Annotated in this window: 2 protein-coding genes; both read right to left on the bottom strand. The window is 66.0% G+C overall.

The window, feature by feature from the left end; all coding sequences use genetic code 11:
* Window positions 1–158: 158 nt before the first annotated feature.
* The gene (locus AC097L_RS23815) at window positions 159–1,217 is read right to left on the bottom strand and encodes a phosphotransferase family protein (RefSeq protein ID WP_479589210.1); all 1,059 of its coding nucleotides are present in this window, start codon (window positions 1,215–1,217) and stop codon (window positions 159–161) included.
* Window positions 1,214–1,639 (bottom strand): acyl-CoA dehydrogenase family protein (locus AC097L_RS23810; RefSeq protein WP_479589209.1); only part of this gene is annotated, 426 nt, incomplete at its 5' end. The genes AC097L_RS23815 and AC097L_RS23810, both read right to left, overlap by 4 nt.

Raw genomic sequence — 1,639 nt, 5'->3', positions numbered from 1 at the left:
TCGGCCACCTCCAGCCCCACCACCTGGGCACCTGCGGCCACAAATGCCTTGACGGCGCTGGCCCCGATGCCGCTGGCCGAACCGGTCACGATGATCCGCTTAGCTTGGATGTCCATCCGTATCTCCTTGTAAATCCATGGGAAAGTGCCGCCCTGCCCTCAGGCAAGCTGGGCAATCAGGGTCTTGGCCTGGCTGAAAAGCCGCAGCGCCGAGGCATGGTGCTGGCGGCCCAGTTCGGGGGGCGACTGGCCTGCGCACGAGCGGGCGTAGCTGCCTTCCAGCAAGATGCCCAGCTTGAAGCGCGCCAGCACCACGTACCAGTCCATCGCCGACAGGTCGCGGCTGCTGCGAGCGGCGTAATAGGCCAGTAGTTCGTCGGCCATGGGAAAGTTGCGCCAGGGGGTGACGCGGATGGTGCCCGCGCCCTGCCCGCTGGCATCGGGCCAGGTGGCCAGCAGCCAGCCCAGGTCCAGCAGCGGGTCGCCCACGGTGGCCAGCTCCCAGTCGATCACAGCGGCAATCTCGCCCGCGTCGGGGCGAAACATCACGTTGGCCAGGTGAAAGTCGCCGTGCAGAATGCCGGTGGGGGACGGCTCTGGGCGGTTGGCCTCTAGCCAGGTGGCCACCTCGGCCACGCCGGGCAGGGACGACGGCCCCGGCCAGCCCGCCAGCCCCTGATAACTGTGCAACTGCTTTTGCCAGCGCGCCACCTGGCGCTCCAAAAATCCCACGGGCTTGCCGAAACCGCCCAAGCCCACCGCCTGCGGGTCTACAGCACCCAGTTGCAGCAGCACATCGACCATCGCAAAGCCCATGCGGCGCTGCACGGCGGGGGTGTTGGCGTGCAGTGCGGGCAGCGGCTTGGCAGAGGCGTTGAAGCCATCCACTTGCGACATCAGGTAAAACGGCGCGCCCAGCACTTTCTCGTCCAGGCAGGTGGCCAGCAGCCGGGGGTGCGGCACGGGCGTGTTCGCCAGCGCACCTAGCACCCGTGCCTCGCGGGCAATGGTGGCCCACACTTCCGGCTTGGCATGGAGCGCAGAGCGGCGCAGCACATACACCTGCGCACCGCGCTGGAAGCGCAGCAAGATGTTTTGCGTGCCGCCCACCAGAGGCACCGCATCGGTAATGCGGCCACCCGTCTCCAAAGACTGCGCGTCCATCCATGCGGTCAATCGGTCCAGATCCACGGCGACCTGCCATGCCAGATTGGTCATTCGGCCACCGCCTGCAACTGCGCTTGGTACTTCTGCTGCGCCAATGCGGCGGCGGTAGGCCGGTGGTAGGCCGGGAACAGCTCTTCGCAGGCGGTGTATTCGTGCAGGTGCTGCTTGGCCACGGTGATCTTGTGCACCTCGGTAGGGCCGTCGGCCAGCCCCATCTGGAAGGCACGCGACACCATGCCCGCAAACGGCATTTCAGACGAGGCACCGATCGAGCCATGGATGTGCAGCGCACGCGCGGCGATGTCGTGCAGCACCTTGGGCATGGCGGCTTTGACGGCGGCAATGTCTTTACGCACTTTTTGGTAGTCCTGGTATTTGTCGATACGCCAGGCGGTGCGCATGACCAGCAGGCGGAACTGCTCCAGCTCGACCCAGGAGTCGGCAATTTTTTCCTGCACCATTTGCTTGTCGGC

It is taken from the genome of Rhodoferax sp. RT5P35 (assembly GCF_056521385.1).
This window is presented reverse-complemented; position numbering and strand designations above follow the sequence as displayed.